This window comes from Pseudomonas sp. COW5, from assembly GCF_026240005.1.
Lineage (GTDB): Bacteria > Pseudomonadota > Gammaproteobacteria > Pseudomonadales > Pseudomonadaceae > Aquipseudomonas > Aquipseudomonas kribbensis.
This window is the reverse complement of the sequence record NZ_JAPHVP010000001.1, coordinates 3,257,736-3,281,758: the sequence shown is the minus strand read 5'-3', so window position 1 is coordinate 3,281,758 and position 24,023 is coordinate 3,257,736. Positions and strand designations below refer to the sequence as shown.

The window sequence follows — 24,023 nt, the reverse complement described above, 5'->3', positions numbered from 1 at the left end:
ACTCTCGCTTACTGTATTTGTCGCCACATGATACGACGGCTGCCGCCGCCGGATTTTTCCACCAGGGTGGTGATCCCGCCACTGGAATCGTTCACGATCTTGCGCGATGCGCCGTTGACGATGGCGTTCAGCGTAGGAATGCCGCCACTGAACACCACACCGCTGGAAATCGTGTCATTGGTGTCGACCACGCCGTCGGCGTTGGTGTCGAGCACCGCATAGTTGAGCATCTTACCGCTGAACGCATCGAGTTCGACCAGTTTGCCGGTACCGAAGCTGGAGCACGGGTCAGTGGTATCGACACTGGCCGTAGTAAATACGATACGCCCCAGCACCAGACTCGCCTGATTGATCACCCGCTCGCCGGTCAATACGTTGTTGTACACCAGCGGCAGATACCAGCCCTTTTCCGCCGGATACGTGGTGTCGTTCTGGGTCGTGGTAATGAACTGCCCTGAACTGCCCGAGAACACACCGGTGATGGCCTGGGCCTGCAGGCTGCTGACCGTCAGTTGCCCCGAACCGCCATCGGCATCCCACACCGAATAGAACGCCTGCAGATCCTTGTTGGTCTTGTCGGAGGTTTCATTGAATTTGCCGGTACCGACAAAAATCTGTTTGCCCCCCAATGAATTGTCCGCCAGCAGCGGCTGCGCCGTGATCGGTTGCGTCGTGCCGCCCGCCGTGGTGAACAACGGCTTGCCGGAAAATGCCACGCCCCAGCTGTCGGTGGTGGTCGCGCTCAGGTCGAACTTCCACAGGCGCCCCTTCAGATCACCGCCGTACGCGGCCTGCACCACGTTCTGCGAATTGACCTTGAGCTTCACCGACGACAGTCCATTGGTGGTTTCAGTACTGTCGATGACGATTTTCTTGATCAGTGAACCGTCGCGCACATCCAGCACATACAACGCCGCCACCCCCGAGTTGCTGCCGTAGCCATTGGCGATGAAAGCCGCCCAGCGACCATCGGCCAAGCGTGCCACTTCCGGACGAGCGTAGGCATAACCCAGATCATTGAAAGCGTTCGCAGTGCTGGCAGTGGCCGGTGCACTCACTTCCCACAGCGCATTGAGAATGTTCCCCGCCGAGGCGTCGAACAGCTGCAAGGCATAGAACGTCTTGCCACCGGCCCCGGTGCCGCCAATGGCCAATGTTTTCCAGGCCGTGCCGAACTGCGCGTCATAGACCCCGACCTGCCCGTCCACCAGAAACTTGTGGCTGACGCCGTTGATGTAGTTGGGGTCGGCAATCAATCGCAACGACGGCAGCACGCTCGACGGCATATAGGCGTAACGCCGGGTGCCGTTGGCCGGGTTGATGACGCTGACGAAACCGTCGTTGCCGTTCACCACCAGATTCGCATTCATGTTCGCAGCCTTGGTGGTCAGGTAACTGGTGTAGGTGGTGTCGCCCGACAGGTCGGAGGCGGTCTTGTCCGTGGGTGAGGCCAGCACCAGCGGCGAGTTGATGATGTCGCCCAGCAATACGCTGCGAACCTTGAGCCCGGTCTTGTTGGTGCCCTTGCTCCACTCCACCAGGTCGCTGCCACTGATGCCGGAGGGCAGGCTCTGGCCGAGCGTTGTCTGCTGTGCTGCAGAGAAGTTGCCGTAAGCCAGTGTCACTGCCGCGTTGCTCAAGGTATTCCACGATTGATAGGTAGGTGCCGTGGCGCCGGGGACGATGGCGGTGTCGGTCGTCCACAGCACCGTCGAAGTGTTGACCGTCCCGCTCGAGGTGAAGCCGAAGGACTTGATGGTACCGCGCCAGTCCCGGGGGTCGTAACTGGTCTGGAAATAGCTGCTGCCGCTCACCAGTGTCGTAGCGCTGGTTACCCCGCTGCCGCCGGAGCCGGCCTTGGAGGTGATGTCGCTCAATGCCGAAGACAACGCCGTGTTCAGTCCGGCACTGTCGGTGGCCTGGTAATACTTGCCCTGACCGTAGTTCGCCGCGTCCGACAACATATCGTTGTCGGCGGTAAAGCCAACGGTGTAAGTGTTCATGTTCTGTTTGGGAAAGTCGGCCGAGCCCCAGCTCTTGCCGGCCGCATCGACACCGGTCGAACGCATGTCGATGTCGAAGGCGAACTTGGCGATGTCGTCCAGGTACAGCGTGTCGCCCTCGTTATCGCCGTTGAGGTTGTTGCCGTCATTGTTGATGCCGTCCCAGTTCGGTAATCGGCTGCCGCCCAGCGGGTCATTGGTGGGGAACGTGCGGTCGTAGGTCGGCAGGCCGTCGGTGATCACCACCCCGTAGTTTTTCTGGCAGCGGTACTGGATCGGACTGGTGTAGGTGCTCGGCGTGGTGTTGTAGTACGGCGTCATGCCGCGCATGTAGCGGGTGATTTCGTAATAGGTTTCCGCCAAGGGTGTATTGGCCACGGCACTCAGGCCGCTGATCGCCGAGATCAGTGCGTTGTAGTTACTGTCGGCCTGGGCCTGGGTCACGCTGCCGCTGACCGGTGCCAGGTCGCTGACGGACCGGGCGATGTAACCGCCGTTGCCCGGGTTGTTGCTGGTGGCCGGGTTGAATGTCGACAGGCCGAAACGCAGATTACGGTTGCTGGTCACCAGTGCAGTGGAAACGTTGCGGGCGACGTTGATCCGGTAGTCGTTGGGAATCGCCCCGGTGGTGAAGTCGCGGGTACCGTTGCTGATGGCGAGGCCGACCACGTAAGCGATGTAATCCCCGTAATACCGGGTATTGCCGCCGCCGACCGGGTCCGGCAGTTTAAGGCACAGCGGCGCCAGGCTGTTGTTGTAGAACGCATAAGCACCGCCGGAGCAGCCGGAGGTCGGCAGGCTCGACAGAAACACCGGATCACCGGTGATGGCCGTCGAACTCAGACACAACCCGAGCACCGCGTTGCACTGCCGGGCCGGTGTGCGAGTGACCGTGGGATCAAAACCCGCAGCGTAAATGATGCTGTTCATGCTGCCCGAGTCGTCGATCAGCAAGATGACATTCGGCGGTACGGCGGCGGCACTGAGCAATGGCGAATCCGACGGCGTGAACGCATACGCGGGCGCGGCCAGATACAACCCCACAAGAAACCCCGCCAGCCACGACCGCCAGCCAGAGCGTCGTTCAGTACTTCGCATAGACACTCTCCACCACACTGCGTGAACTGCCGACGATCCCGACAGCCGTGACCCGGTAGAGCGTCGCCGAGGTATTGCTCGGAACGTTCACCGCGGTGAGCGTGGTGCCGATGTTCTGTACCCCGTAGAAGCCGCTGCCGGCAGCGATCCATGTAACTCCGGATGTCGAGTTGAGCCCCGCAGCAGTCACGACCGTGGACTCGGCCGGCGGTGCGCACTGGGTGGTATTGGCACACACCGCCAACGAATACGTGCTCAGTTGCACCGCACTCTCACCGATGCGCAGCGCCGCCTCGGCGGTCTGGAACGACTGATTGCGCAGACTCACACTGCCGGCCATCTTTTCCTGCAGGTTGGCGCTCTGCATCGATGACAGGCCGATCACCGTCAGGAGCAACAGAAACACCAGGCTGACCAGCAGCACCATGCCACGCTGGGTTGGTCGTTGATGGAGAGAAATATTCATCGGCCGGCCCTCACTGCAAGCGGTTGCGCAGAGCGGCAACCACGTTGAAGGTCTGGTTGGCGACCCGGTTGTTCGGGTCGGTGAGGGTCAGGGTCAGACGCACGCTGCGGATGCGCGCCGGATCGCCGGGGTTGCTGCTGTAGGTCGAGGCAGAGACATCCGTTGCCGACGTGGCGAGTCCGAACATCACCGTAAATGCACTGACGTTGTTCACCAGTACCTGCTGGGTCGGCGTTCCGCCACCGGTGCCCATCAGGATCTGGTTGTTGCTGAAGCTGTAGACCAGACGCCGGATCGGGAAGGCGATTTGCCCGGCCGCCGGAGTCTGCAGGTTGCTGTAGGCCGTTGCGCTGTTGCGGCAATCGGAAACCACCGTCCAGGTCGGTGTTCCGCCGCCATTGCCGACATCGGCAGTGACCAGCGTCAGTTTCAGATTGGTGTTGTCCCAGCTGATCGGCGTGATCTGCGCAGCATTGAAATCGCCGCTGGTGCTCGAATCGGTAATGGTCCCGAGGCAGCCGAACATCCCGACCATGCGAATTTCCTGGATCATCTTGCTCAACACGAACCGTGCATCTTCCTGCATGGCCGCCGAGGTGTTCTGGCTGACATAAGTATTCTTGGCCGCGAGAAAGGTCTGCACGACGCCCAGTACGATGATCAGCCCCAGCGCCAGGGCGATGAGCATTTCGATCAGGCCGAAACCCTGGTTATGCCGCTTCATGGCGATGCCACCGGATCGACCGTGGCGCGACTGGTCAGGACAAAACTGCGCGGGGCGCTCGCGGTGTTGGCGGCCCGTGAGTCACTCCAGTTGATGGTGATGGTGTACACCCGCTGGTTGAGGGTGATGCTGCCGGTGGCAGTCGGCCCGCCGAAATTGACGATGTTGGTGGTGAAATCGTAGAGATCCTGATCACGGGTGACGCTCAGGTTGCCCGAGGTCGGCGGCGTGACGGTGTAGTCGGCGCCGGAGTTGGCGCGGATGCGGTCCATCATGTCGTAGGCGATGAAACTCGCCTGACTGGTCATCCGCGAGCTGTCGGTGTATTTCAGCGCATTGAGCTGAACCGCCGCCGCCCCCAGCAACCCGACCGTCAGCACCAGCAACGCCACGAGGATTTCGATCAGCGACATGCCTTCCTGTGCACCTTTGCTCCCTGCCCTCATCCGCAGCTTCCACCCGATTGAATTCGTCCGTTCAGACACACGTTCAGCGTCCTGCTTTGGGTTCCCAGCGTGTAACTGAACACCACCGCCGTGGACGGTGCCGCCAGACCACCCAGATTATTGAAATCCAGCGTGGTCACTCCTGAGGTTAGCGTCAGAGTCGCGCCACTGCTCATCGCTGGAACAACCCGCAATACATTGGCCGAAGTGCCAGTACTGTCGTAGACCGACAATTCGCCCGTCCAGACGCTGCCCCCGGCGGTTGGCCGTAACCGGATGGTGGTCCCGCGATCGATCGCTTCCAGTCGCGCATAGTTGAGCGCCCGCTGCAGGTCGCCGACTTCAGTGTCGGCCTTGCTGCCCTGGATCGATCGGGTAAACGCCGGGACGGCCATCGTGATCAGGATCACAACCAACGCGACCGCCACCAGGACCTCGATCAGCGTGAAACCTTTTGTACGATGATCCATCGATGCCCTCCGTTGCCGTCGGCTATACCTGCCCTGTAAACCTAGAACATTCGACCGGGTTACGTCGGTTGATTTGCCCTGCCCGGCGCACGGATCGCGCCGAACATCCTGCATCAAGGAGGAAATGCTCATGCCGCAACAGGGTTTCAGTCTGGTCGAACTGCTTATGGGACTGGCGATCGGCGCAATTGTTCTGTCGCTGGTCAGTCCGGCGCTCGCCACACTGAAAGAGTCGAACCAGCGGCAACAGGCTGCGGAATCGCTGATCAGCGGAATCCGCAATGCCCGCAGCCAGGCGATCACACGCAATCAGAGCGTAGTGATTCACGGCATCGACGGGGACTGGAGCCAGGGCTGGCGGATCATTCTGGATGTCAGTGGCAAGGGCGCGGAGGACAGCAGCAATCCGCTGCTGGTCGAGCACGCCAGCGATGGGCAAGTGCCCATTGTCGGCAACTGGTTTGTCAGTCGGTACATACGGTTCAGCAGTCTGGGGCAACCGCTAATGCCCGGGCGGGCGTTTCAGGCAGGAAAACTACATATCTGCTCGGCTCGCGAACCGGTCAGCCAGCTTCAGCTAGTGCTGGCGGCGACCGGTCGCGTGCGCCTGGTCAGCGAAAAGGCTGAACAGGCGCTGTGTCGAAAGGATAAAGCGGTCAGATCGAGCGTACGCGCAGCTCTTTAGGCATCGAGAAGGTGATGTTCTCTTCACGACCGGCCAACTCGTCGGCACCGGTGGCGCCCCAGGCCTGCAATTGCTGGATCACGCCACGCACCAGCACTTCCGGCGCGGAAGCACCAGCGGTGATGCCGATACGCTCGACACCATCGAACCAGCTCTTTTGCAGGTCTTCGGCACCGTCGATCAGGTACGCCGGCGTGGCCATGCGTTCAGCCAGTTCGCGCAGGCGGTTGGAGTTGGAGCTGTTCGGGCTGCCGACCACCAGAACCACATCGCACTCATCGGCCAGTTGCTTGACCGCGTCCTGACGGTTTTGCGTGGCGTAGCAGATGTCGTCCTTGCGCGGCCCACCGATAGCAGGGAAACGTTCACGCAAGGCATCGATGACGCGACTGGTGTCGTCCATCGACAAGGTGGTCTGGGTGACGAAGGCCAGTTTTTCAGGGTTGTGCACCTGTAGCTCGGCAACATCCTTCTCGTCTTCGACGAGGTAGATCGCACCGCCGTTGCTGGCGTCGTACTGGCCCATGGTGCCTTCGACTTCCGGGTGACCGGCGTGGCCGATCAGGATGCATTCACGGCCGTCGCGGCTGTATTTGGCGACTTCGATGTGCACCTTGGTCACCAGCGGGCAAGTGGCGTCGAACACTTTCAGGCCACGCCCGGCGGCTTCGGTACGCACGGCTTGCGAGACGCCATGGGCACTGAAGATCACGATGACGTCGTCCGGCACCTGATCCAGTTCTTCGACGAAGATCGCGCCACGACTGCGCAGGTCCTCGACGACGAACTTGTTGTGCACCACTTCATGACGCACGTAGATCGGCGGCCCGAAGACTTCCAGGGCGCGGTTGACGATTTCGATCGCCCGGTCCACGCCGGCGCAGAAGCCACGGGGGTTGGCGAGTTTGATTTGCATGCTGTGCCTCGTGTCTTGCGCGCGAAAAATTCAGATCAATGCAGGGGCCGGTCCGGCCCCTGCAGAACAGCGTTTACAGCGCTTTGACGGAGAAGATTTCCACGTCAAAGGTCAACGTCTTGCCGGCCAGCGGGTGGTTGAAATCGACGGTCACTTGCGCGTCGTCGAACTCTTTCACCACACCCGGCAGCTCAGTATTGGCCGCATCGTTGAAGATCACCAGCAGACCCGGCGACAGTTCCATGTCCGCAAACTGCGAACGTGGAATGACCTGCACGTTCTGCGGGTTCGGCTGGCCGAATGCGTTTTCCGGCTCGATGGTCAGGGTGCGCTTGTCACCCGCCTTGAAGCCGAACAGCGCCGCTTCGAAACCCGGCAGCAGGTTGCCGTCGCCGACCTTGAAGGTCGCCGGAGCCTTGTCGAAGGTGCTGTCGACCGTGTCGCCGTTCTCCAGGCGCAATGCAAAATGCAAGGTGACTTCCGTGTTCTGGCCGATGCGTTGCTCAGCCAATACCTGTTCAGTCATGAACGGCTTCTCCGGTTTTTTTACTTTTGAACATGTCCAGTGCCAGCATCACCGCGCCAACGGTGATGGCGCTGTCGGCGAAGTTGAACGCCGGGAAGTACCAGCGGTTCTGCCAGTGCACCAGAATGAAGTCGATCACATGGCCCAGGGCAATGCGGTCATACAGATTGCCCAGCGCGCCGCCCAGCACCAGTGCCAGCGCAATGGCCAGCCAGGTTTCGTTGCGACCCAGGCGCTTGAGCCAGACCACCAGCACTGCACTGACCACCACCGCGATCAGGGCGAACAGCCAGCGCTGCCAGCCGGAGCTGTCAGCCAGGAAGCTGAAAGCAGCGCCGGTGTTGTAGGCCAGGGTCCAGCTGAAGTAATCGGGAATGATCACGATCTGCTGGTACATCTCGAGCTTGCCTTCGAAGTAAAACTTGCTGGCCTGGTCGATGACCAGAACCAGCAAGCTCAACCAGAGCCAGCTCAGCCGTCCGAAACGGCCAACTGCATTAGGCATAGTGACGAACCTCGCCGGCGCCATCGATGTTGTCCACGCAACGGCCGCAAATTTCCGGATGCTCCGGGTTCACGCCGACGTCTTCACGGCAGTGCCAGCAACGGGCGCATTTCGGGAAGGCGGATTTGACGATCTTCAGCTTCAGGCCGCTGACTTCGGTGGCCACCGCTTCGGCCGGAGCCTGCACGAACGGCGCAACGCTGGCCGTCGAGGTGATCAGTACAAAGCGCAGTTCGTTGCTCAGCTTGGCCAGGTCGGCGCTCAGGGCGTCCTCGGCGTACAGCGTCACTTCGGCTTGCAGGTTGCCACCGACGGCCTTGGCCGCGCGCTGGATTTCCATCTCTTTGTTGACCGCCACCTTCACTTCCATGATGCGATCCCAGTACTCGCGACCCAGTTCGAAGCCTTCCGGCAACTCGGTCAGGCCTTCGTACCAGGTGTTGAGCATCACCGATTCGTTGCGCTCGCCCGGCAGGTACTGCCACAGCTCGTCGGCGGTGAAGGCCAGGATCGGTGCGATCCAGCGCACCAGCGCTTCGGAGATGTGGAACAGCGCGGTCTGGCACGAACGACGGGCCTTGCTGTCGGCGCCGGTGGTGTACTGGCGATCCTTGATGATGTCGAGGTAGAAACCACCCAGCTCCTGCACGCAGAAGTTGTGGATCTTCGAGTAGACGTTCCAGAAACGGTATTCGCCGTAGTGCTCTTGCAGCTCGCGTTGCAGCAGCAGGGTACGGTCAACCGCCCAGCGATCCAGTGCCAGCATGTCTTCGGCCGGCAGCAGGTCGGTGGCCGGGTTGAAACCGGTCAGGTTGGAAAGCAGGAAGCGCGCGGTGTTACGGATACGACGATAGGCATCCGCGCTGCGCTGCAGGATCTGCTCGGACACGGCCATTTCACCGGAGTAGTCGGTCGACGCGACCCACAGACGCATGATATCGGCGCCCAGGGTGTCGTTGACTTTCTGCGGCGCGATCACGTTGCCCAGGGACTTGGACATCTTGCGGCCGGACTCGTCCACGGTGAAGCCGTGGGTCAGCAGCTCGCGGTACGGCGCGTGGTTGTCGATGGCGCAACCGGTCAGCAGGGACGAGTGGAACCAGCCACGGTGCTGGTCCGAACCTTCCAGGTACAGGTCGGCACGCGGGCCGGTCTCGTGGCCCATCGGGTGCGAACCGCGCAGGACGTGCCAGTGCGTAGTGCCCGAGTCGAACCAGACGTCAAGGGTGTCGCTGATTTTGTCGTACTGCGGCGCCTCATCGCCCAGCAGTTCGGCAGCGTCGAGTTTGAACCAGGCTTCGATACCTTCGACTTCGACGCGCTTGGCGACTTCTTCCATCAGCTCGACGGTACGTGGGTGCAGTTCACCGCTTTCCTTGTTCAGGAAGAACGGGATCGGCACGCCCCAGTTACGCTGACGGGAGATGCACCAGTCCGGACGGTTGGCGATCATCGAGTGCAGTCGCGCCTGGCCCCAGGCCGGAACGAACTTGGTGTCTTCGATGGCTTTGAGCGAGCGCTGACGCAGGGTGTCGCCGGATACCGGCTCCTTGTCCATGCCGATGAACCACTGCGCGGTGGCGCGGTAGATCAGCGGGGTCTTGTGACGCCAGCAGTGCATGTAGCTGTGTTCGATGACGGTGGTGTGCATCAGCGCACCGACTTCGGTCAGTTTGTCGACGATGGCCGGGTTGGCCTTCCAGATGAACTGGCCGCCGAAGAACTCCAGCGACGGCACGTAAACGCCGTTGCTCTGAACCGGGTTGAGGATGTCGTCATTGACCATGCCGTACTTCTTGCAGGTCACGAAGTCGTCCACACCGTAGGCCGGGGCGGAGTGAACCACACCGGTGCCGGCGCCCAGTTCCACGTAGTCGGCCAGGTACACCGGCGACAGACGGTCGTAGAACGGGTGACGGAAATTGATCAGCTCCAGCGCCGAACCGGGCGCGGTGGCCAGAACGGTGCCTTCAACGCCGTAACGGGTCAGGCAGGATTCGACCAGCTCTTCAGCCAGAACCAGCAGTTTGTCGCCGATATCGACCAGCGCGTAGTTGAATTCCGGGTGAACGTTCAGCGCCTGGTTGGCCGGGATGGTCCACGGGGTGGTGGTCCAGATCACGATCGAGGCAGGCTTGTTCAGGGACGGCAGACCGAACGCGGCAGCCAGTTTGGCTTCGTCAGCGATCGGGAACGCCACGTCGATGGTCGAGGACTTCTTGTTCTCGTACTCGACTTCCGCTTCGGCCAGGGCCGAACCGCAATCGAAGCACCAGTTCACAGGCTTCAGGCCCTTGAACACGAAACCGCCCTTGACGATTTCGGCGAGGGCACGGATTTCACCGGCCTCGTTCTTGAAGTCCATGGTCTTGTACGGGTTGGCGAAGTCGCCCAGCACGCCGAGACGGATGAATTCGGTCTTCTGCCCTTCGATCTGCTCGGTGGCGTAGGCACGGCACAGTTCGCGGGTCTTGTCCGCGCCCAGGTTCTTGCCGTGGGTCACTTCAACCTTGTGTTCGATCGGCAGGCCGTGGCAGTCCCACCCCGGAACATACGGCGCGTCGAAGCCCGACAGGGTCTTCGAGCGGATGATCATGTCCTTGAGAATCTTGTTCAGTGCGTGACCGATGTGGATCGTACCGTTGGCGTACGGAGGGCCGTCGTGCAGGACGAACTTCGGACGATCCTTGCCAATCTCGCGCAACTTTCCGTACAGGCCAATACTGTCCCAGCGCTGCAGGATCTGCGGTTCGCGCTGTGGCAGGCCGGCCTTCATTGGGAAGGCGGTGTCCGGAAGGTTTAGCGTGGCTTTATAGTCGGTCATTTAAGGCTCTTCATTAGCGATGGGCGCTAGGTGCGGCTAGTGCACGGGCGGCGGCGACATCCGCGCTGATCGCCGTTTTCAATGCCTCCAGGGAGGCGAAACGCTGCTCTTCACGCAGCTTCTGGTGGAAAACCACCGTCAAACGCCGGTCATACAGATCGCCGGCAAAATCCAAAAGATGTACTTCAAGGTGGGCCTTGCCATCACCTTGCACCGTGGGCCGCACGCCGATATTGGCGACGCCGGGCCAGGTCTTGCCGTCGATGTCGACGTCGACCAGGTAAACCCCGGTGAACGGCACGCGACGGCGCTTGAGTTGAATGTTCGCGGTGGGCGTACCCAACTGGCGGGCCAGTTTCTGGCCATGCAGCACGCGACCGGCAATCCGGTACGGGCGGCCAAGCAAGCGTTCAGCCAGGGCAAAATCGGCGGCGGCCAACGCATTGCGCACCTGGGTGCTGCTGACACGAATGCCGTCCAGCTCGACGGTTTGCGCGGCTTCCACGGTAAAACCGTGAACCTGCCCGGCCTGCAGCAGAAAATCGAAATCGCCGAGGCGGTCGCAACCGAAGCGGAAATCGTCGCCGACTTCCAGATGCTGCACACCCAGGCCATCCACCAGAATCGTATCAACGAATTCACTGGCGCTGAGTTTGCTCAAGCGCTGGTTGAAGGCCAGACACAAGACCCGGTCGACGCCTTCGGCCGCCAGCAGTTGCAGCTTGTCGCGCAACCGGGCCAGACGTGCCGGCGCGGTCTCCGGAGCAAAGAATTCCCGTGGCTGCGGCTCGAAAATCACCACGCAGCTGGGTACGCCCAACTCGAGCGCACGCTCACGCAGTCGGGCCAGGATGGCCTGGTGACCACGGTGAACACCGTCAAAGTTGCCAATAGTGGCGACGCAGCCCCGATGCTGGGGGCGCAAGTTGTGAAGGCCTCGAACCAGCTGCATAACGCGCTTCTTGCTCATAAAGTGGCCGATTATAACCACACCCGACGGCCGACGACAGGCAACACCGTAACCCAAAGTGAACGAGCCGACAAAACTGCCGGCCCGCGCCCGTCTTTCAAGGGTGAAACCTCAGCTCAACGCCTTGCGATTGAAGTCACGCAGGCGGAAACCGAGCAACAGCAACATGCCGAAATAAGCCACCACGCCAGCAATCACCAGCACGCCCAGACGCAGAAAGCGCTCCAGCATGTGGCCCTGATCCCACGAAGGCATGAAATGCATGCCGATCAACAGGACAGCCGACATCACCGCCACCGCGAACAACAGCTTCAAACCGAATTTCAGCCAGCCCGGCTGTGGTTGGTACATCTGCTGCTTGCGCAGTTGATAGAACAACAGCCCGGCGTTCAGGCACGCACCGGCGCTGATCGCCAACGCCAGCCCGGCATGAGCCAGTGGCCCGATCAACATCAGGTTGAACAACTGCGTGACCACCAGAGTGAAGATTGCGATTTTCACCGGCGTACGGATGTTCTGTTGCGCATAGAAGCCTGGCGCCAGCACTTTGATCACGATAATGCCGAGCAGACCGACAGAATAGGCAATCAACGCCCGCTGGGTCATGGCTGCGTCAAACCCGCTGAACTGGCCGTACTGGAACAGCGAAACCGTCAACGGCTCGGCCAGAATCCCCAGCGCCAGCGCACACGGCAACACCAGCACGAAGCACAGGCGCAGGCCCCAATCGAGAATCCGCGAATATTCGTGACGATCCTTGCTGGCGTAGGTCTTGGCCAGTGTCGGCAGCAGGATCGTGCCCAGTGCCACACCCAGCACGCCGGACGGCAACTCCATCAGACGGTCGGCGTAGTACATCCACGACACCGAGCCCGCCACCAGAAACGAGGCGAAGATGGTGTTGATGATCAGGGAAATCTGACTGACCGACACACCGATGATCGCCGGCAGCATCTGCTTCATTACCCGCCAGACGCCGGTGTCGCGCAGATTCAGGCGTGGCAGCACCAGCATGCCGATCTTTTTCAGGTGCGGCAGTTGGTAGAGCAACTGCGCCAGACCGCCGACCAACACCGCCCAGCCGAGGGCCATGACCGGTGGATCGAAGTACGGCGTCAGGAACAGCGCGAACACGATCATGCTGACGTTCAGCAGGGTCGGCACGAACGCCGGCACCGAAAAGCGGTTCCAGGTATTGAGGATCGCCCCCGCCAGGGAAGACAGAGAGATCAGCAATATATAGGGGAAGGTCACTCGCAGCAGGTCGGAGGTCAGCTGGAATTTTTCCGGCGTATCGGTGAAACCGGGAGCCGTGGCCCAGATCACCCAGGGCGCGGCGATCATGCCCAACGCAGTGACCAGCGCCAGAACCAGCGTCAGCAGCCCTGTCACATAGGCAATAAAGGTACGGGTCGCCTCCTCGCCCTTCTGACTTTTATATTCGGCAAGAATCGGCACGAATGCCTGTGAAAACGCGCCCTCGGCAAAGATTCGCCGCAGCAGATTGGGCAGTTTGAAGGCGATGAAGAAGGCGTCGGTCGCCATTCCGGCGCCGAATGTGCGCGCAATGAGCGTGTCGCGGACAAACCCGAGAATCCGGGAAAGCATCGTGATAGAGCTGACGGCGGCCAACGATTTGAGCAGATTCATTGAAGGAATTTGTGCCTGTCGATAAACAGCAGGCGAACAATGCGCCTACTTGTGCGATACTCCGCGCCGCAACAGCACAGAGCCAAAGCTCGCGAGTTTACAGGTCAAGCGCCGGAAATAAATATCCCGCCTCTTTATACCTACCACTTAGCGGAACGTCTCAAGCGCCCTTGACAAGACATCTCTTCATCGGCATGATTCGCGGCCTATTTTGTTTGCTATTTCCTAAAAAGTCTTTCGAGGAGCTCGACGGTGGCCAACTCACCTTCCGCCAAAAAACGTGCAAAACAGGCTGAGAAGCGTCGCAGCCACAACGCCAGCCTGCGTTCCATGGTTCGTACCTACATCAAGAATGTAGTTAAAGCCATCGACGCAAAAGACGCTGAAAAAGCTCAAGCTGCATACGTTCTGGCTGTGCCAGTTATCGACCGCATGGCCGATAAAGGCATCATCCACAAGAACAAGGCTGCTCGCCATAAGAGCCGCCTGAATGGTCACGTCAAGGCACTGAAAGCTGCTGCCTAAGCGACGTAATCATTAAAAAACCGACCTCAGGGTCGGTTTTTTATTGCCTGCGATTTGCTGAAAACAAACGCAAAAAAAGAGGAGCCAACCGGCTCCTCTTTTTATTTACGCCCAAATCAATGGACTGGCGCCCACGGCAGAATCGGTATAGCCGTCACCGCATTCTGCGGACTGCCCTCGATCAGGCGGTCGCTGTAGACCAGATACACCAGGGTATTGCGTTTCTTGTCGAGGAAACGCACAACCTGCATGGTCTTGAACACCAGCGAAGTGCGCTCCTTGAACACTTCTTCGCCATCCTTCAGCTCACCCTTGAAGTTGATCGGCCCCACCTGACGACAAGCAATGGATGCCTCGGCACGATCTTCGGCCAGACCCAAGCCACCCTTCACGCCACCCGTTTTGGCGCGCGACAGATAGCAGGTCACACCTTCAACCTTTGGATCATCGAAGGCCTCGACCACGATCCGGTCATTCGGCCCGACAAACTTGAACACCGTCGATACCTGGCCGATTTCCTCGGCCGAGGCCAGCAATGGCAACGCCATCAACAGACCCAACAATCCTTTTGCCATGCGCATTGCGCTTTTCCTCAGACCAGAATCAGGTTGTCACGGTGAACCAGTTCCGGCTCAGCCATGTAACCCAGCAAACCGACAATCGCATCCGACGACTGACCGATGATTTTTTGCGCTTCCAGCGCGCTGTAGTTGGCCAGGCCACGGGCAATCTCGCGACCATCCGGCGCCACGCAAACCACCATTTCACCGCGACGGAAGCTGCCCTGAACCAGCTTGACGCCGACCGGCAGCAGACTTTTGTGACCTTCCGACAACGCAGCAACCGCACCATCATCCAGCACCAGCGTGCCACGGGTCTGCAAATGCCCGGCCAACCATTGCTTGCGCGCCGCCAGCATGCCGCGCTCAGGCGACAGCAGCGTACCGATACGTTCGCCCGCCTTCAGACGATCGAGCACCCGCTCCAGACGCCCACCGACAATGATGGTATGCGCACCGGAACGCGCCGCCAGACGCGCCGCGCGCAGCTTGGTCTGCATGCCGCCACGACCCAGCGCACCACCGGTACCGCCCGCCACCGCATCGAGGGTCGGATCATCGGCACGCGCTTCGTAAATCAGCTGCGCGTCAGGGTTGTTGCGCGGATCAGCGTCGAACATGCCGTCTCGATCCGTCAGGATCACCAGCAGGTCAGCCTCGACCAGGTTGGCCACCAGCGCCGCCAGCGTGTCGTTGTCGCCGAAACGGATCTCGTCGGTAACCACAGTGTCGTTCTCGTTGATCACCGGGATGACTTTCAGCTCGACCAGCGCACGCAAGGTGCTGCGGGCGTTCAGGTAGCGCTTGCGATCGGACAGGTCGTCGTGAGTCAGAAGAATCTGCGCCGTGTGCCGGCCATGTTCGGCAAAACTCGATTCCCAGGCCTGCACCAAGCCCATCTGACCGATTGCAGCAGCGGCCTGGAGCTCGTGCATCGCACTGGGTCGTGCGGTCCAGCCCAAACGGCTCATGCCGGCCGCCACTGCCCCGGAGGACACCAGCACCAACTCGACGCCAGCCTCATGCAAAGCCACCATCTGCTCGACCCAGACACCCATCGCCTTGCGATCAAGACCCTTGCCATCCGCTGTCAGCAAAGCGCTGCCGATCTTCACGACCCAACGCTGCGCACCTGTCACCTTGCTCCGCATCATCTTCAACCTTAGCTTGAGGACAGCGCGACCCAGCGCTGCCCGTGACGTTATTCGTGGTTACTCGTGACCAACAATCGATTTCCAGATACCAAAACGCCGCTCGATTGAGCGGCGCTTAAGTTTACTTCAACGAATCAGTCACGCACGTAAATGATTTCCGGACCATCTTCGTCATCCACATCTTCTTCGTCCCAGTCATCGTCGCCGATGTCGTGGACCGACTTCACGCCGCTGCGACGCAGGGCACGCTTGTCGTCCAGAGCCTGCAACTGGGCACGGGCTTCGTCTTCGATGCGCTGATCGAGGTCGGCCAGCTCTTCCTTGTAGGCCGGGTCATTGGCCAGGCGATCGGCACGATCTTCGAGGTAACGCATGATGTCGCGGGTCAGGCGCTCAGTGCCTTCTTTGGCAATGGCCGAGATCACGTAGACCGGACCTTCCCACTGCAGACGCTCAACGATTTCCTTGACGCGCTCTTCGTGCTCTTCCTCAAGGATCTGGTCACACTTGTTCAGCACCAGCCAGCGATCACGCTCCGCCAGGGACGGGCTGAACTTGATCAACTCGTTGACGATCACCTCAGCGGCGTCAGGCGCACTGCTTTCGTCCAGCGGCGCCATGTCCACGAGATGCAGCAGCAGACGGGTACGCGCCAGGTGCTTGAGGAAACGGATACCGAGACCGGCGCCGTCGGAAGCACCTTCGATCAGACCCGGAATGTCGGCAATGACGAAGCTTTTCCAGCGGTCGACGCTGACCACACCCAGGTTTGGCACCAGGGTAGTGAACGGGTAATCGGCGACTTTCGGCTTGGCGGCCGAAACCGAACGGATAAAGGTACTTTTGCCGGCGTTCGGCAGACCCAGCAGACCGACGTCAGCCAGAACTTTCATCTCCAGCTTCAGATCGCGCTGCTCACCCGGCTTGCCCGGCGTCGTCTGACGCGGCGCACGGTTGGTACTGGATTTGAAACGGGTGTTGCCCAGACCGTGCCAGCCGCCCTGCACCACCATCAGCTTCTGACCGGACTTGGTCAGGTCGCCGATGACTTCCTGGGTTGCAGAGTCAATGATCGTGGTGCCGACCGGCACGCGCAGGACCAGATCCTCACCCTTCTTGCCGGTGCAGTCGGTGCTGCCACCGTTGGAGCCACGCTCGGCATCGAAGTGCCGGGTGTAGCGGTAGTCCACCAGGGTGTTCAGGTTTTCGTCGGCCATCATGAAGATGGAACCGCCGTCGCCGCCGTCACCACCGTTCGGGCCGCCGTTTTCAATGAATTTTTCCCGACGGAAACTCATGCAGCCATTGCCGCCGTCGCCAGCCTTTACGCGGATCGATACTTCATCAACAAACTTCATAACCAACGCCTCTCGCCGTACGGACGAGCCGAAAAACAATCAAGACATAAGACTCTTGCAAAAATGAGCGCAGCGACCCCAATCCACGACCTGCATCGCACGCCGGCAGCCCATACAAACAGCTTTGCAAGAGACTCACCCCACAAACGAAAAAGCCCCGTCGCAAGACAGGGCTTCTCCAGCACTCTCGCAGTTAGGCTGCGACAACGCTCACGTAACGACGACCGAAGGCGCCTTTTACTTCAAACTTGATCACGCCTTCGATTTTCGCGAAGAGGGTGTGATCTTTACCCATGCCAACGCCGTAGCCAGCGTGGAATTGGGTGCCGCGCTGACGCACGATGATGTTGCCGGCCTTGATGACCTGGCCGCCATACATCTTCACGCCAAGGCGTTTGGCTTCTGAGTCGCGACCGTTACGGGTACTACCACCAGCTTTTTTGTGTGCCATGAGTTCAATTCTCCTAGTGAGGAATTAGGCTGTAATTAAGCCTGAATACCGGTGATTTTGATCTCGGTGAACCACTGGCGGTGGCCCATACGCTTCATGTGGTGCTTACGGCGACGGAACTTGATGATGCGGACTTTATCGTGACGACCTTGGGAGATCACTTCAGCCTTGACGGTTGCGCCAGCAACAACAGGTGCGCCGATGTTCACGTCGTCGCCATTGGCGACCAACAGAACGCGGTCAAAAGTCACGGATTCGCCAGTAGCGACTTCCAGTTTTTCGATCTTCAGGTATTCACCTTCAGCGACCTTGTATTGCTTACCGCCGGTAACGATTACTGCGTACATGGTATTTCTCCGATAATCCTGCTCACCCAGCTCTTTATAAGAAGAGGTATTGGCTGGCATGGCTGCATGGGGCTGGAACGGCCCAAGTGCAATTGCGTAAGGCAGGTGCTGCCCAGGAAGTTCAGGGTGCGCGATTGTACGCAAGCTACAAGACTCATGCAAGGGGCCGTCCATCGCGCCTTGACAGGCCCGGACGTGGGTCCTAGCATGCCGCGCAACCCTTCTGGAGCACCTGTCGCTGATGCAACCCCAAGCTTTCTACCGCGCGGTGGCGGACGATTTTAGCGCCGTCGACGGCATCATCAAGAAGCAGCTGACTTCCCGAGTGCCGCTGGTATCGAAAATCGGCGATTACATCACGTCGGCCGGCGGTAAACGCCTGCGTCCTTTATTAGTGCTGCTGTGCGGCAAGGCCCTCGGTCGCGAAGGCGACGACTTGCGTCTTCTGGCCGCCACCATCGAATTCCTGCACACCGCCACCCTGCTGCATGACGACGTGGTCGACATGTCCGGCATGCGCCGTGGACGTTCGACCGCCAACGCCATGTGGGGCAACGCCCCGAGCGTGCTGGTCGGCGACTTCCTGTACTCGCGCTCGTTCGAAATGATGGTCGAACTGGGTTCGATGCCGGTGATGAAGATCCTGTCCCAGGCCACGCGCATCATCGCCGAAGGCGAAGTGCTGCAGCTGTCCAAGGTCCGTGACGCCAGCACCACCGAAGAAACCTACATGGAAGTCATCCGCGGCAAGACCGCGATGCTTTTCGAGGCCTCGACCCACAGCGCCGCAGCACTGGCCGGCGCCACCGCCGAGCAGAGCGAAGCCCTGCGCACCTTTGGCGATCACCTGGGTGTGGCGTTCCAGCTGGTCGACGACCTGCTCGACTACAAGGGCGACGCCGAAACCCTGGGCAAGAACGTCGGTGACGATCTGGCCGAAGGCAAGCCGACCCTGCCGCTGATCTACACCATGCGCGAAGGCACGCCAGAGCAGGCCGCACTGGTACGCCAGGCGATCCAGAAAGGCGGGATCGAAGACCTGGAAAGCATCCGCATTGCCGTGGAAGCGTCCGGCTCGCTGGAATACACCGCACAACTGGCTCGCGATTATGTGGCCCGTGCGATCAAGTGCCTCGAAGCGCTGCCTGCCAGCGAATACCGCGATGCGCTGGTTGAACTGAGCGAGTTCGCGGTCGCCCGCACGCACTGATCAACATCGCGCAATCAAGAAACCGCAGCCTCCCTCGGAGCCTGCGGTTTTTTGTTGCCTGCCATCTACGGTTAAAACCCTATACAATGTGCGACTTTTAGCGATCCCCTCTCCAAGGAGCCTTAGTGAGCACGTTGCCACCCTGCCCGAAATGCAATTCCGAATACACCTACGAAGACGGCACCCAACTGGTGTGCCCGGAGTGCGCCCACGAGTGGTCTGCCGGCGGCGAAGCCGAAGTGGCGTCCGATGATGCCGTGAAGAAAGATTCGGTCGGCAACGTCCTGCAGGACGGCGACACCATCACCGTGATCAAGGACCTGAAGGTCAAGGGCACCTCGCTGGTGGTCAAGGTCGGCACCAAGGTGAAGAACATCCGCCTGTGCGACGGCGACCACGACATCGACTGCAAGATCGACGGCATCGGCCCGATGAAACTCAAATCCGAGTTCGTCAGAAAAGTCTGAGTCTGCTGTCCTCCATCCCGCGCCCGCCGTGGGATGGAGCCTCTCCCTCCCCCGCTATCCCCAGCAAAACCCCGCAATAGCCAAACGCCAGCCGTTTTGACCTTACGCAATCTTTACCCATAAAAAATCACGAACCGCCAATAGGCGCTTGCTATTTGACGAATAAGAATTATTCTCATTGAAACCCTTTCAATGGAGATGAGAACCATGACTTATTTGATCGACGCCTGGCTGGATCGCCCGCACCCGTACCTCAGGATCCTGCATCGGGAAACCGGTGAAGTCTGCGCGGTACTGGAAGAAGAAGCCCTGCATGAATTACAGGATCAAGGGGATCTGGACGTCAGTGGCCTGAGTTCCAGCGAGCCGATGGTGCTCAAGGAGCTGGTGCGCAATCTGTTCCTGTTCTGCTATGCCCGGGCGTTGCGCCCGACCAGTGAGCTGCATCACAAGATCGAAGTATGAGAACGGCGGAGAAACCCTGCACAAGCCACGCTTGTGCAGGGTAACGGGATTACAGAACGTCGAGCAGCTCGACGTCGAACACCAGAACGCTGTGCGGCGGGATGCTGCCAACGCCTTGAGCGCCGTAAGCCAGTTCGCTCGGCACGTACAGACGCCATTTGCTGCCGGCATTCATCAGTTGCAGGGCTTCGGTCCAGCCGGCGATCACGCCGCCAACCGGGAATTCTGCAGGCTGGCCACGCTCGTAGGAGCTGTCGAACACAGTGCCGTCGATCAGTGTGCCGTGGTAGTGAGTACGCACGTTGTCTTCACGGGATGGCTTGGCGCCTTCGCCCTGAGTCAGCACTTCGAATTGCAGACCGGAAGCCAGGGTGGTGATGCCGTCTTTCTTGGCGTTTTCAGCCAGGAACGCACGACCTTCGCCAGCGGCGGCTTCAGCCTTGGCAGCGGCTTCGGCCTGCATGATTTCGCGGATCACTTTGAAGCTGGCGGACAGCTCTTCCTGACCCACACGGCTTGGCTTGCCGGCGAATGCGTCGGTCAGACCGGCCAGGATGGCGTCCAGGCTGACACCCGGTGGCGGGTTGTCGCGCAGCTGGTCACCCAGCTGACGGCCGATACCGTAGCTGACGCGGGTTTCGTCGGTGGACAGATTTACTTCGGACATGACACTGCTCCGCTGTGCGGACGGCCTCAGGACATGCCGTGCGTGCACAGCGCGTCCCGGCGCGCCCGGAACCAAAAGGGCGAGCAGACTAGCACAGATGTTCCGCCATTGATCAGGCCCTCGGGCCTACAGTGCCGAGCGCCAGGCCAGCGGTACTTTCAGGCTTTCTTCGCTGCTGGCGCCAAGACCGCACATTTCGTCGTGCACCGAGGTGTGGACCAGGTTGAATGGCAGCACCGGAAAGTTGTGCAGGACATCCCGGGCATGCTCCACCGAACGCAGCATCAGCATCTTGCCCTGGGGATCGCTCAACGGGTACGCCGCACCGTGCATCCGCGCCTCGAGCAGGTAGATTCCACCCTCCATGGAGATCAGGTTCAGCTCATCGACCTTCCTGGCGATGGCAAACGCATTCAACTCTTGCAGGTTCATGAACGCACCTCACGCTGTGGCGAGCCGGGACGCCTACAGGGATATGCCTCGGCGCACCAAAGCACAAGCCACAAACGACACCGCCCGTCTGTTTCGCAACAGACGGGCGGTTTTGTTACGGCTTTCGACAACTCGTCAGTGCTTGGTGAGCTTGTCCAGGTAACCCATGGCAAACGCCGAGACCACGAAGGTCATGTGGATGATCACGTACCACATCAGATGCTGGGGATCGACGTTCTTGGCGTCCATGAAGATCCGCAGCAGGTGGATCGAGGAAATCGCCACGATCGACGCCGCCACTTTCATCTTCAGCGACGAGGAGTCCATGGTGCCCAGCCAGCTGAGCTTCTCTTTGCCTTCGTCGATGTTCAGCTCGGACACGAAGTTCTCGTAGCCGGAAATCATCACCATCACCAGCAAGCCGCCGACCAGCGCCATGTCGATCAGCGACAGCAGCACCAGAATCAGCTCGGACTCGGCCATGGAGAACACGTTGGGAATGACATGAAACACTTCCTGGAAGAATTTCAATGCCAGCGCCAGCAGCCCGAGGGACAGCCCGATGTAGATCGGCGCCAGCAGCCAGCGCGTGGCGTACATTGCATTTTCGATAAAGCGTTCCATTGACTCTCACACAAGGGGGGTTGTAATCGGCGGCGAGTATACCAGTCCCCCGTGACAGCCAGAAACCGCCCGAAAATCCGCCACCTGCGTGTGTGTGTCAAAGTTTTTCTGCTAGTGTCCAAACCATTGACAGCCCAGCGACAGTGGACAGGACGACTGGAAATGGATGTGCGATTGCCGTTAATGACTGCCGGAATTTGCCTCGCCTTATCGGTCGGAGGCTGCTCACCCGGTGAAGAAAAAAAACACCCGCTCAGCCTCGAACAGAAGACCGCGCAGTTCGAACAGTCGCTGGACGCCATCACCGATCCGAAACTCAAGGATGCCGTGACCGAACTCGGCGGCTCGCTACTGCTGCTGGAGCGCGCGCAGCAACGTCTCGACAACAAACCGCCCAGAACCGAATACGGCGAAGACGCCCTCGGTGTGCTCAAGCACTACCCGACGCCTCAGGCGCTGGTCGACACCTTCATCAACGGCCTGTTCGTGCTGCACAAGGACGCCAGCTCCGACTACCTCACCGACCTGCAGCCGGTATTCCCTTTCAATCTCAACATTCCGGGCGGGTTCCTGTTTCCCCATGGCGTTGAATGGCAATCGGTAACCCTGAGCAACAAACGGGTCATCGCCTACCAGCCGGAATGGTCGGAAACCGATCCGGGCATCCAGCTGAGCCCGTCCAGTTCCAACGTCACCAACCCCGATGACCTGACCGTGACCTACCCGTTCATCGAGGGCCTGGACGTCGACAAGAAAACCCGGCCGCGTCCCGTAAGCCTGCAAGGGCAGGTAGAAGTCATCGCCCCGAAACGTCTGCACAGTTTCGACCTGGGCAAAAAAGACGTCGGCCAGACCCGGACCGACGCCAACCTCAGTGTGAAACTGCTGAAGCTGGAAAAGAACTACGCCGAAGTCGAATTCAGCAACAGCCTGCCGCTTGCCCCGGAAGTCGCCAACACGCCGCTCAATCCGCTGATCGTCCAGGCCCGCGATACGACCGGGCAATATCTGGTGCGCGCCGGCGCCATCAACGAGAGCCCCGATCAGATCACCTTCTATCAAAAACAACTGGCGCACCTGCAACAGCAAAAGGTCTGGAGCGAGGACCTCGAGAAACAGCTGAACGACGACCAGCGCACCTTCGAACAGCAGCATACGCGCCGCTACAACAAGGTTTACTTCAACGGCCCAATCGACACCCTTGAAGTCAGCGTGCTGGACTTCTCCGAGGCGACCGTCACCCGCAAGCCACTGGACCTGCCGATCCGCGAATTCGATTCGCACACCACAGCGAAAGCCGTGCAGCCGCTGGATCTGGCGATCACCGTCTACGACGACCAGGCCCCCAACTGGCTCAAGGGAGCATCACTGACCGAGGACGACCTGAAAAAAAGCATCCATATCCGCCAGTCAGTGGAAGAGCCCAGCGCCGCGCGCATCGAGTTCGATCACCGCAAGACCTTCAATGACGAACTGCTGGGCGACGACCTGGCTCCCGGCGAAAGCCCGGTGACGTTCTTCACCGAAAAACACAACGGCAAACTCGACGAGCCGATCGAACTGCCGGCCGAGGCCTATCAGGTGGATCCGCTGCAAGCGACCATCACGTATGACTTGAACCTGTTTCCGGAAACCCCGGCAGTGGCCGTCGGTTCGATGCCCCTGTTCCTCGCCACCGTGGCGAAACAGTCCTACGAAGCCAAGGCATTGCCCAAAGGCCTGGAAATCAGGAACAACGAACTGGTGGTCGACCTGAAGCTGTTTCCGGCCAACGAATGGCGATTCTTCGTCAAGGACGACAGCGGCAACTACCTGAAGCAGATCCTTTCGGTCAGCCACGACGCGAGCGCAGAAGGCCCGGCGCTGTTCGGCGTGCACTATTTCTACGGCCGCCCGACGCAGGTGGAAACCTATCAGCGAACCGACCTCGCCACCGTGCAATACGGCTTTGAGGTCAAGCTCGAGAAGGCGCAGACCCAGGGCGCCGCGCCTTGATCGGTGCTAATGATCGAAAACGCCGAGATTGCGTCCGCGCCCACCGTTGATCTGCCGCAGCTGGGCTTGCAGGTGCAAGGACCAGATCTGCGGATCATTGGCCAGTTCGTAGCCGTGCATCGTCAGGCTTTCGACGATGGTATCGAGGATCGATTCGGCGGCGACCGGCCCGTGGAACGGGCCCTGGGCCTTGATGGCGGAAGGTTGTTCACCGGCCATGCCGGCGGCGAAGAGTAACGTCCACATGCCGTTATCGCCGGCCAACGGCTTGATGGCGCATTCGATTCGGGTCACGAGACCCAGGCACTGACGGGTGAGGCAGAGGTTGCGCGACATGGCGGCGACCCTCGGTAAAGCCGGTGTTCAGCCCTTGCTGAAGGACTGTTTCGATCCCGTGATACTGTCGATGTCCTTGAGCTGAGAATAGAAGAAAAGTCCGCCGCGCCAACCGCGCAGAACCAGAAGGCGCCGAATGGTCATTGTGT

General features: G+C 60.1%; 26 protein-coding genes. 6 read left to right on the top strand and 20 right to left on the bottom strand.

The features are described from left to right. Positions 1-8 precede the first annotated feature (8 nt). The 5 genes from OQ248_RS14980 to OQ248_RS14960 are packed head-to-tail and all read right to left on the bottom strand — an operon-like array spanning position 9 to position 5,207. Positions 9-3,101 carry a PilC/PilY family type IV pilus protein gene (locus tag OQ248_RS14980; RefSeq protein WP_265813201.1) on the bottom strand — a complete coding sequence of 1,031 codons (3,093 nt, stop codon included), beginning with the start codon at positions 3,099-3,101 and terminating at the stop codon, positions 9-11. Further along, positions 3,088-3,567, bottom strand: a complete 480-nt coding sequence (locus OQ248_RS14975) for a PilX N-terminal domain-containing pilus assembly protein (RefSeq protein ID WP_265813200.1) — start codon at positions 3,565-3,567, stop codon at positions 3,088-3,090. The genes OQ248_RS14980 and OQ248_RS14975 overlap by 14 nt, the downstream gene beginning before the upstream one ends. Before the next feature lie 10 nt (positions 3,568-3,577). Next, positions 3,578-4,291: a prepilin-type N-terminal cleavage/methylation domain-containing protein gene (locus tag OQ248_RS14970; protein WP_265813199.1), complete on the bottom strand. Its 714-nt coding sequence runs from the start codon at positions 4,289-4,291 to the stop codon at positions 3,578-3,580. After that, positions 4,288-4,737, bottom strand: a complete 450-nt coding sequence (gene pilV / locus OQ248_RS14965) for a type IV pilus modification protein PilV (RefSeq protein WP_265813198.1) — start codon at positions 4,735-4,737, stop codon at positions 4,288-4,290. Before pilV ends, OQ248_RS14970 begins: the two co-directional genes overlap by 4 nt. Further along, on the bottom strand, positions 4,734-5,207 hold the full coding sequence (locus OQ248_RS14960; RefSeq protein ID WP_114885624.1) for a GspH/FimT family protein: 474 nt from the start codon (positions 5,205-5,207) through the stop codon (positions 4,734-4,736). The genes pilV and OQ248_RS14960 overlap by 4 nt, the downstream gene beginning before the upstream one ends. 130 nt (positions 5,208-5,337) lie before the next feature. On the opposite strand from OQ248_RS14960, the gene OQ248_RS14955 reads away from it, so the two are divergent. Continuing rightward, the gene (locus OQ248_RS14955) at positions 5,338-5,892 is read left to right on the top strand and encodes a GspH/FimT family protein (protein WP_265813197.1); all 555 of its coding nucleotides are present in this window, start codon (positions 5,338-5,340) and stop codon (positions 5,890-5,892) included. On the opposite strand, the gene ispH is transcribed toward OQ248_RS14955, so the two are convergent. From ispH to murJ, 6 genes are all read right to left on the bottom strand, one after another. Further along, a complete protein-coding gene (gene ispH, locus OQ248_RS14950) occupies positions 5,864-6,808 on the bottom strand; it encodes a 4-hydroxy-3-methylbut-2-enyl diphosphate reductase (RefSeq protein WP_085712187.1) in 945 nt (314 codons plus the stop codon). The genes OQ248_RS14955 and ispH overlap by 29 nt on opposite strands. 73 nt (positions 6,809-6,881) lie before the next feature. Next, positions 6,882-7,319, bottom strand: coding sequence for an FKBP-type peptidyl-prolyl cis-trans isomerase (gene fkpB / locus OQ248_RS14945; protein WP_170931652.1), 438 nt, complete (start codon positions 7,317-7,319; stop codon positions 6,882-6,884). 7 nt (positions 7,320-7,326) lie between these two features. Continuing rightward, the gene (gene lspA / locus OQ248_RS14940; protein WP_085712189.1) at positions 7,327-7,839 is read right to left on the bottom strand and encodes a signal peptidase II; all 513 of its coding nucleotides are present in this window, start codon (positions 7,837-7,839) and stop codon (positions 7,327-7,329) included. Beyond that, positions 7,832-10,663, bottom strand: coding sequence for an isoleucine--tRNA ligase (gene ileS, locus OQ248_RS14935; RefSeq protein ID WP_265813196.1), 2,832 nt, complete (start codon positions 10,661-10,663; stop codon positions 7,832-7,834). Before ileS ends, lspA begins: the two co-directional genes overlap by 8 nt. 13 nt (positions 10,664-10,676) lie before the next feature. Next, positions 10,677-11,615: a bifunctional riboflavin kinase/FAD synthetase gene (gene ribF, locus OQ248_RS14930; protein ID WP_007959537.1), complete on the bottom strand. Its 939-nt coding sequence runs from the start codon at positions 11,613-11,615 to the stop codon at positions 10,677-10,679. A gap of 129 nt (positions 11,616-11,744) precedes the next feature. Then, a complete protein-coding gene (gene murJ, locus OQ248_RS14925) occupies positions 11,745-13,283 on the bottom strand; it encodes a murein biosynthesis integral membrane protein MurJ (RefSeq protein WP_265813195.1) in 1,539 nt (512 codons plus the stop codon). Positions 13,284-13,535: 252 nt separating this feature from the next. Between murJ and rpsT the strand changes: the two genes are divergently transcribed. Further along, on the top strand, positions 13,536-13,808 hold the full coding sequence (gene rpsT, locus OQ248_RS14920; RefSeq protein ID WP_011336008.1) for a 30S ribosomal protein S20: 273 nt from the start codon (positions 13,536-13,538) through the stop codon (positions 13,806-13,808). A gap of 116 nt (positions 13,809-13,924) precedes the next feature. On the opposite strand, the gene OQ248_RS14915 is transcribed toward rpsT, so the two are convergent. From OQ248_RS14915 to rplU, 5 genes are all read right to left on the bottom strand, one after another. Next, the gene (locus OQ248_RS14915; protein ID WP_085712193.1) at positions 13,925-14,389 is read right to left on the bottom strand and encodes a CreA family protein; all 465 of its coding nucleotides are present in this window, start codon (positions 14,387-14,389) and stop codon (positions 13,925-13,927) included. An 11-nt stretch (positions 14,390-14,400) separates the two neighbouring features. Continuing rightward, positions 14,401-15,519: a glutamate 5-kinase gene (gene proB / locus OQ248_RS14910; RefSeq protein ID WP_119430137.1), complete on the bottom strand. Its 1,119-nt coding sequence runs from the start codon at positions 15,517-15,519 to the stop codon at positions 14,401-14,403. A 137-nt stretch (positions 15,520-15,656) separates the two neighbouring features. Next, positions 15,657-16,880: an Obg family GTPase CgtA gene (gene cgtA, locus OQ248_RS14905; RefSeq protein WP_085712195.1), complete on the bottom strand. Its 1,224-nt coding sequence runs from the start codon at positions 16,878-16,880 to the stop codon at positions 15,657-15,659. A 193-nt stretch (positions 16,881-17,073) separates the two neighbouring features. Continuing rightward, positions 17,074-17,331: a 50S ribosomal protein L27 gene (gene rpmA / locus OQ248_RS14900; RefSeq protein ID WP_003228360.1), complete on the bottom strand. Its 258-nt coding sequence runs from the start codon at positions 17,329-17,331 to the stop codon at positions 17,074-17,076. A 35-nt stretch (positions 17,332-17,366) separates the two neighbouring features. Then, positions 17,367-17,678: a 50S ribosomal protein L21 gene (gene rplU, locus OQ248_RS14895; RefSeq protein WP_003228361.1), complete on the bottom strand. Its 312-nt coding sequence runs from the start codon at positions 17,676-17,678 to the stop codon at positions 17,367-17,369. 241 nt (positions 17,679-17,919) lie between these two features. Here rplU and OQ248_RS14890 point away from each other — a divergent pair, with 241 nt between their 5' ends. The 3 genes from OQ248_RS14890 (at position 17,920) to OQ248_RS14880 (ending at position 19,820) form a co-directional block, all read left to right on the top strand. Then, positions 17,920-18,888: a polyprenyl synthetase family protein gene (locus OQ248_RS14890; protein WP_085712196.1), complete on the top strand. Its 969-nt coding sequence runs from the start codon at positions 17,920-17,922 to the stop codon at positions 18,886-18,888. Positions 18,889-19,013: 125 nt separating this feature from the next. Then, a complete protein-coding gene (locus OQ248_RS14885) occupies positions 19,014-19,355 on the top strand; it encodes a zinc ribbon domain-containing protein YjdM (protein WP_007950963.1) in 342 nt (113 codons plus the stop codon). Positions 19,356-19,562: 207 nt separating this feature from the next. Next, a complete protein-coding gene (locus tag OQ248_RS14880) occupies positions 19,563-19,820 on the top strand; it encodes a hypothetical protein (RefSeq protein WP_085712197.1) in 258 nt (85 codons plus the stop codon). A 49-nt stretch (positions 19,821-19,869) separates the two neighbouring features. On the opposite strand, the gene OQ248_RS14875 is transcribed toward OQ248_RS14880, so the two are convergent. From OQ248_RS14875 to OQ248_RS14865, 3 genes are all read right to left on the bottom strand, one after another. Beyond that, positions 19,870-20,487 (bottom strand): FKBP-type peptidyl-prolyl cis-trans isomerase, encoded by a 618-nt coding sequence (locus OQ248_RS14875; RefSeq protein ID WP_085712198.1) that lies wholly within the window; start codon positions 20,485-20,487, stop codon positions 19,870-19,872. Between the two features lie 126 nt (positions 20,488-20,613). Then, a complete protein-coding gene (locus tag OQ248_RS14870; protein ID WP_085712199.1) occupies positions 20,614-20,919 on the bottom strand; it encodes a DUF6482 family protein in 306 nt (101 codons plus the stop codon). Between the two features lie 135 nt (positions 20,920-21,054). Further along, positions 21,055-21,543: a TIGR00645 family protein gene (locus OQ248_RS14865; protein WP_065257512.1), complete on the bottom strand. Its 489-nt coding sequence runs from the start codon at positions 21,541-21,543 to the stop codon at positions 21,055-21,057. Between the two features lie 162 nt (positions 21,544-21,705). On the opposite strand from OQ248_RS14865, the gene OQ248_RS14860 reads away from it, so the two are divergent. Further along, complete coding sequence (locus OQ248_RS14860) at positions 21,706-23,538, top strand: hypothetical protein (RefSeq protein ID WP_265813194.1); 1,833 nt, start codon at positions 21,706-21,708, stop codon at positions 23,536-23,538. Positions 23,539-23,544: 6 nt separating this feature from the next. Here the strand turns inward: OQ248_RS14860 and OQ248_RS14855 are convergent, their stop codons facing one another. Next, on the bottom strand, positions 23,545-23,874 hold the full coding sequence (locus OQ248_RS14855; protein WP_265813193.1) for a hypothetical protein: 330 nt from the start codon (positions 23,872-23,874) through the stop codon (positions 23,545-23,547). Between the last annotated feature and the right edge of the window lie 149 nt (positions 23,875-24,023).